The organism is Phenylobacterium sp. (assembly GCF_031412415.1).
GTDB lineage: Bacteria > Pseudomonadota > Alphaproteobacteria > Caulobacterales > Caulobacteraceae > Phenylobacterium.
On record NZ_JANOCX010000284.1, the window covers coordinates 1 to 6,749 of the forward strand.

Consider the following 6,749-nt stretch of genomic DNA (forward strand, 5'->3'; position numbering starts at 1 on the left):
TCGAGGAATGCATCAAGCTTTCCCGCGAGGACTTCACGATCCGCACCTCGATCCTGGAGGCTCGGCGCCTGAGCGGCGATGAGAAGCTGTCGGACGAACTGATCCGCCGGTTCCGCGCCGAAGTGGTCAAGGGGACCGCCGCCCAGTTCGTCGCCGCCAAGCTCCGTGAACGCGACGAGCGTCAACTGCGCGCCGGCGCCAGCCGCTATCTGGTCGAGCCCAATGTGAAGGAAGGCAAAGGCGGGCTGCGGGACCTGAACACCCTGTTCTGGATCGCCCAGTACTTGCATCCGGTCGCCCAGGTGGACGGCTTCGTGCCGCTGGACATGTTCGAGCGCCGCGAGGTGGCCGCCTTCATCCGCGCCTTCGACTTCCTCTGGGCGGTGCGCGGCCATCTGCACTTCGCCACCGGGCGGCCGGAAGAACGGCTGACCTTCGACCTGCAGCCCGAGATCGCCCGGCGTATGGGCTACGGCGACCGCGGCGACGCGCCGGCGGTGGAGCGATTCATGCGCCGCTACTTCCTGATCGCCAAGGAGGTCGGCGCCCTGACCCGGGTCTTCGCCGCCAAGCTGGAGGCCGAGCAGATCAAGCAGCAGCCGCGCGGCCTGTCGCGGCTGATCCCGGGTCGTGGGCGACCGCGCAAGAAGACGCTGGACCCCGGCTTCCACGAAGAGGGCGGGCGTCTCAACATCGACGGACCACAGATCTTCGAGGCCGATCCGATCAACATGCTGCGGCTGTTCAGGCTGGCCGATCAACGCGACCTGGACCTGCATCCCGACGCCTTCACCGCCGCCAGCCGCGGCGTGGCGATGATCGGCTCGAAGGTTCGCCGCGATCCCGAGGCGGCCAAGGTGTTCCTCGACATCCTCGCCCACGGCCGCAATCCGGAACGCACCTTGTCGATGATGAACGAGGCCGACGTGCTTGGGCGCTTCGTGCCCGAGTGGGGCCGCATCGTCGCCCAGATGCAGTTCAACATGTACCACTCCTACACGGTGGACGAGCACACCCTGCGGGCGGTGGGCGTGATCGCCGACATCGCCAACGGTCAGTTCGCCGAGGACCATCCGCTGTCGACGGCGATCATGCCGCTGATCGACGACCGCGAGGCCTTGTTCCTGGCCATGCTGTTGCACGACACAGGCAAGGGCGGGGCTGGCGGGCAGGAGAAGGCCGGCGCGCGCGCCGCGCGTCAGGCCTGCGAGCGCCTGGGCCTGGACCGCAAGCGCATCGAGATGGTCGCGTGGCTGGTGGAACACCACCTGGTCATGAGCGACTACGCCCAGAAGCGGGACGTCTCAGACCCGCGCACCGTGGCCGATTTCGCCCGCATCGTGGAGACGCCGGAACGGCTTCGCCTGCTGCTGGTGCTGACCGTGGCCGACATCCGCGCCGTGGGGCCGGGGGTCTGGAACGGCTGGAAGGGCCAGCTCATGCGCGAGCTCTATGGCGCGACCGAAGCGGTGTTCCGCGGCGGGCGTGGCTCTGACGCCGCCGCCGCCATCCGCCGCTATCACGAGAACGCCGCCTATGACGCCCGCGTCCGGCTGATCGGCGCCGACCCCTCGTCCGAGACCTGGGCCACGGCCATGGAAGACGCCTACTTCACCTCGTTCACCGACCCCGAGATCCTGGCCCACGCCGAGCTGGGCCGCCGGGCCGAACAGGCGGGCGGGGCGGCCGCGGAGGGCCAGATCCGGCCCGGCCTCAACGCCTCGGAGGTGGTGGTCGCCGCCACCGATCGCCAGCGGCTGTTCGTCGACCTGGCCGCCGCCATCACCGCATCCGGCGCCAACGTCGTGGGCGCGCGGGTCTTCACCTCCCGGCAGGGTCAGGCGCTGGACATCTTCTATGTCCAGGATGTCACCGGCGCGGCCTATGGCTCCGACAATCCCAAGGCGCTGACCAAGCTCGCCAAGGCGCTGGAGGCCGCCGGCCGGGGCGAGGTCAGCAAGGCCGAGCCGCGCCGGGTCGCCGACTTCGGCCGGGCCGCGGCCTTCAACATCACCCCCACCGTGATGCTGGACAATGAGGCCTCCGAGGCCTCGACCGTGGTGGAGGCCTCGGGTCGCGACCGGCCGGGCCTTCTGGTGGCCCTGGCGCGCAACATCTCCGAGGCCGGATTGTCGATCCTCTCGGCCCATATCGACGGCTACGGCGAGCGGGCCGTGGACGCCTTCTTCGTCGTCGAGGCCGATGGCAAGAAGCTGACGGACACCAAGAAGATGATGGCCCTGAAGGCCCAGCTCATGGCGTCGCTGGAAGAGGTCGAGGCCGCCGCCACGCCCAAGGCTCGCGTCCACTTGCAGAAGGCCCGCGCCAGCGTCGGCCGCTAGGCGGTCAGGAACGCCCCCACCACCGGCGCCACGACCTCCGCCGGCGCGGCATGATCGTGGCCCTCCAATAGGACGTGCTGGGCGTTCGGCAGGATCGCCGCGAGCGCCGCGGCGGTGTCGCGAAAGAAATCCGGGCTGGTCTCGCCGGCGACCACCAGGGTCGGGGCCTTGATCGCGCGCACCAGGTCCTTCGGGATCACGCCGCCGCAGGCGAAGTCGCCCATGACCTCGAAGTCGTAGACCATGGTCGGCGCCATCGCCTGCATGTGCGGATCGCCGGCCATCTCGTCCGCCACCTCAGGGGGCATGCCCGTGGCCGCGAAGAACATGGCGATGGCCTCGGCCCGGCCGCCGCCCGCGAGCGCCGCCCGGACGCCCTCGGCCAGGTCCCGCGAGCCCCGGGCGCTTTCGGCGTCGTCGGGGCCATACGGCGGCTCGTGCAGCACAAGCCGGGTGATCGGCAGTCCCGAGGCGGCCGCGTTCAGCGCTAGGCCCGCGCCCGACGAATGTCCGTAGACGGCCGCCGACCCGCCCGCTTCCGCGATCAGGGCGGCCAGATCCTCGACCTCCCGGTCGAGGGCGTAGGGCGCGGTGTCGCCGCTGGCGCCCCGGCCGCGACGATCGTAGTTGATGACGCTGAAGCGCTTGGCGAATTGCTCCGCCAGGTCCCGCATCCTTTGCCGGTCGCAAAGCAGCCCGCCGATCACGATCAGGGGCGTACCCTCGCCCAGCAGGTCGAAGGCGATCTGTGTGCCATCGGCCGAGGTGACATGGCGTGTCATGGTTTCCTCCATTCGTGCGAGCCTCGTTGGCCCAAGGACGAACGGCGGTCTTCAAATCCGACACGCCGCCGCGCGCGACCCATCAGCCCGGCGTCTTGACCGTTCCAGTCGGCGTGGCGCACACAACCCCACGTGACCGAGCCCTCCGCAACGACGCCTCCGCCCAAGAGCGGCCTGATCCGCTCCTCGCTGGTGCTGTCGGGCCTGACCCTGATCAGCCGGTTCATGGGGCTCGCGCGGGACCTGGTGCTCACCGCGCGCCTGGGCGCCAGCGCCACCATCGCCGCCGACGCCTATTACACCGCGCTCTCGTTCCCCAACCTGTTCCGGCGGATCTTCGCGGAGGGCGCCTTCACCTCGGCCTTCGTGCCGTCCTACACCAAGACCCTGGGCGGCGAAGGCCAGGCCCAGGCCGACAGCATCGCCTCGGACGCCATGGCCACCCTGGCGGCCGCCACCATCGTCCTGACCCTGGTCGCGCAGCTCGCCATGCCGTGGCTGATGTATGCGATCAATCCGGGCTACGCCTCGGATCCGGAGAAGTTCAAGCTGGCCATCGTGCTGACCCAGATCAGCATGCCCTACCTGCCGTGCATGGCGATCGGGGCCCTGCTGTCGGGGGTGCTGAACGCCCACCGCCGGTTCATCGTCACGGGCGTCTTCCCGACCATCCTCAACGCCGTGATGCTGATCGCCGTCTGGCCGCAGACCGACCCGATCCGGGCCGCCTACGCCGCCTCGATCGGCATCCCCATCGCCGGCGTCCTGCAGGCCAGCCTGCTGTGGTGGGGCGCCAGGAAGACCGGCGCCAAGATCATGCTGCGGCGGCCAAAGCTGACGCCCGAGATCAAGTCGCTGATCGCGCTGGCCATCCCCGGCGCCATCGCCGCCAGCGCGGTGCAGATCAACATCTTCATCTCCGGCATCCTGGCCTCCCAGGTGGCCGGCGGGCGCGCCTGGACCGAGGTCGCCGCGCGGCTCTACCAGCTGCCGCTGGGCCTGATCGGGGTGGCGGTGGGCGTGGCCCTGCTGCCCCGGCTCTCCAGCGCGATCCAGGCGGGAGACCACGAGGACGCCCAGGCCGCCACCGACCAGGCGATGATCTTTTCCCTGGCGCTAACCGTGCCCGCCGCCGCGGCCCTGGTGGCCATGCCGTTCTTCCTGATCGACGGCCTGTTCACGCGCGGCGCCTTCACGGTGGAGGACGCCCGGCAAACGGGGCTGATCCTGCTGAACTACGGCTGGGGCGTCCCGGCCTTCGTCCTGGCCCGCGTGCTGCAGCCGGCCTTCTTCGCCCGCGCCGACACCAAGGCGCCGATGCGCTTCGGCCTGATCTCGGTGGCGGTGAACATCATGCTCGGCCTGGCGCTCTTCCCGGTGGTGGGGGTCTCAGGGATCGCGGCGGCCACCAGCGCCGCGGCCTGGCTCAATGTCGTGCAGATGGCGGTCCTGCTGGCCAAGCGCGGCGACTACACCCCGACGCTCAAGGCGTGGAACCGCATCTTCCGCATCCTGGCCGCCAGCGCGGTGTTCGGCGGCCTGCTGGCCTTCGCCTCGTATGAGCGGGCGGCGCTAGAGGCGCCGTTGGCCGGCTTCAGGTTCCTGGGCCTGGGCGCCAAGGAGATCGCGGTGCTGGGCGTGAGCGCCGTGGGCGTGGCGGTCTACGGCCTGCTGCTGGTGCTGTTCCGGGGCATCACCCCCAGCGAGATCCGCGCCGCCCTGCGCCGCCGCGCGGGTGACGCGCCGGTCCCCACCGACCTGTGACGGACTTGCGGGCGCTTGCGCGAAGCCCTATTCGCAATCGCCATGACCTTCGGACGGAACACTTGGCGATGGCGCCGCGCCTGAACCCGCTCAACGGCGCCGCCGCCGCGCGCCACACTGTCCTCTTGTTCGAAGCCTGACCCCATGACCGACCAAGCTCCCCCTGCCTATTCGGGCCCCGCGCGCGTGCTCTCCGGCGTCCAGCCAACCGGCGCCCTGCACCTGGGCAACTATCTCGGCGCCCTGGTGAAGTTCACCCGCCTGCAGCACGAGATGGAGACCTTCATCTTCGTGGCCGACATGCACGCCATCACGGTGTGGCAGGACCCGAAGCTGCTGGCCCACCAGGTGCGCGAGATCGCCGCGGCCTATCTCGCCTCCGGCCTGGACCCCAAGAAGGCCACCATTTTCCCGCAGTCGGCGGTGCCGGAACACGCCCAGCTCGCCTGGGTGTTCAACTGCGTGGCGCGCCTGGGCTGGCTGGACCGGATGACCCAGTTCAAGGACAAGGCCGGCAAGCACAAGGAGCGCGAGAGCGTCGGGCTCTACACCTATCCGGTGCTCCAGGCCGCCGACATCCTGATCTACAAGGCCACCCACGTGCCGGTCGGCGACGACCAGAAGCAGCACCTGGAGCTGACCCGCGACATCGCCCAGAAGTTCAACCACGACTTCGACGCGCCGGGCTTCTTCCCACTGCCGGAGGCCCTGACCGAGGGGCCGGGCGCGCGGATCATGTCCTTGCGCGACGGTTCGGCGAAGATGAGCAAGTCCGACCCCTCGGACAATTCGCGGCTGAACCTGCTGGATGACGCCGACACCATCGCCCAGAAGATCCGCAAGGCGCGAACCGATCCCGATCCCTTGCCGGAGACCCTGGACGAGCTGAAGGACCGACCCGAGGCGCTGAACCTGATCGGCATCTACGCGGCCCTGGCGGAACGGACCCCCGCCGACGTGCTGGCCGAGTTCACCGGCCAGGGCTTCGGCCAGTCGTTCAAGCCCCTGCTGGCCGATCTGGCGGTGGCCAAGTTCGGCAAGATCAGCGGCGAGATGCGCCGGCTGATGGCCGATCCCGCCGAGATCGACGCCGTCCTAGCGGCGGGGGCCGAAAAGGCCCGCGCGGCCGCGGCCCCGACCCTGGCCGAGGTCAAGAAGATCGTGGGCTACTGGGGAAGCTGAGGCTTGCCTCGCGGCGCGCCGAGCGCCACCGTCGCCCCATGAGTCAGCGCAAGTTCCTGGTCATCGCCGACGACAGCCCGGAGTTCCAGGCGGCGTTGCGCTTCGCCTGCCGCCGCGCCCGCTCCACCGGCGGGCACGTGGCCCTGCTGCGGGTCATAGAGCCGGCGGTGTTCGAGCACTGGAGCGGCGTGCGCGAGGAGATCGAGCGTCAGGCCCGCGAGGAAGCCGAGCAGGTCCTGCAGAAGATGGCCGAATACGTCGTCGAGCAGTCTGGCATGGCCCCGGAATTCATCATCCTGGACGCCGACAACACCCGCGCGGCGCTGCGCAAGGTCATCTCCGACGACCCGGCCATCAAGATCCTGGTCCTGGCCGCCGCGGTGGGCGGTCGCGGTCCGGGACCTCTGGTCGCCTCCATCGCCAAGGAAGGCGTCAAGTGGGGAACCCGCAAGGTGCCCGTCACCGTGGTGCCGGGCGACCTGACCGACGAGGAGATCGCCGACCTGGCCTAGGCCGTCCAGTCTCGATGCTCAATGGCACCGACGAGGCGCAACCTGCGGATTCACGAATGGCTGGGAAGGGTGGGAAGCGGACGCCGTCCGTGCTTTTCTGCCGTTGGATTGGGCTTCAGCGGGGCCTCATTGGCATGACACTCTTCGGACCATTGATGGTCATCGCG

General features: G+C 69.6%; 5 protein-coding genes. 4 read left to right on the forward strand and 1 reads right to left on the reverse strand.

Going from position 1 to position 6,749, the window contains the following annotated elements:
* On the forward strand, positions 1-2,342 hold a 2,342-nt coding region (locus tag RMO04_RS13830; protein ID WP_309645353.1), incomplete at its 5' end, for a [protein-PII] uridylyltransferase.
* Here RMO04_RS13830 and RMO04_RS13835 read toward each other — a convergent pair.
* Positions 2,339-3,124, reverse strand: a complete 786-nt coding sequence (locus RMO04_RS13835; protein WP_309645354.1) for an alpha/beta hydrolase — start codon at positions 3,122-3,124, stop codon at positions 2,339-2,341. The two genes, RMO04_RS13830 and RMO04_RS13835, sit on opposite strands and share 4 nt — an antisense overlap.
* 132 nt (positions 3,125-3,256) lie before the next feature.
* On the opposite strand from RMO04_RS13835, the gene murJ reads away from it, so the two are divergent.
* The 3 genes from murJ to RMO04_RS13850 all read left to right on the forward strand — a co-directional run bounded on the left by murJ (position 3,257) and on the right by RMO04_RS13850 (position 6,582).
* Complete coding sequence (gene murJ / locus RMO04_RS13840) at positions 3,257-4,888, forward strand: murein biosynthesis integral membrane protein MurJ (protein ID WP_309645355.1); 1,632 nt, start codon at positions 3,257-3,259, stop codon at positions 4,886-4,888.
* Positions 4,889-5,032: 144 nt separating this feature from the next.
* Complete coding sequence (trpS, locus tag RMO04_RS13845; protein ID WP_309645356.1) at positions 5,033-6,070, forward strand: tryptophan--tRNA ligase; 1,038 nt, start codon at positions 5,033-5,035, stop codon at positions 6,068-6,070.
* A 38-nt stretch (positions 6,071-6,108) separates the two neighbouring features.
* Complete coding sequence (locus RMO04_RS13850; RefSeq protein WP_309645357.1) at positions 6,109-6,582, forward strand: universal stress protein; 474 nt, start codon at positions 6,109-6,111, stop codon at positions 6,580-6,582.
* The last annotated feature ends 167 nt before the right edge of the window (positions 6,583-6,749 follow it).

What these genes read in the sequence shown, in the direction of transcription:
- trpS (WP_309645356.1), top strand. Translation starts at nt 5,033, where the DNA reads ATGACCGACCAAGCTCCCCCTGCCTATTCGGGCCCCGCGCGCGTGCTC.
- RMO04_RS13850 (WP_309645357.1), top strand. Translation starts at nt 6,109, where the DNA reads ATGAGTCAGCGCAAGTTCCTGGTCATCGCCGACGACAGCCCGGAGTTC.
- RMO04_RS13835 (WP_309645354.1), bottom strand. Translation starts at nt 3,124, where the DNA reads ATGACACGCCATGTCACCTCGGCCGATGGCACACAGATCGCCTTCGAC.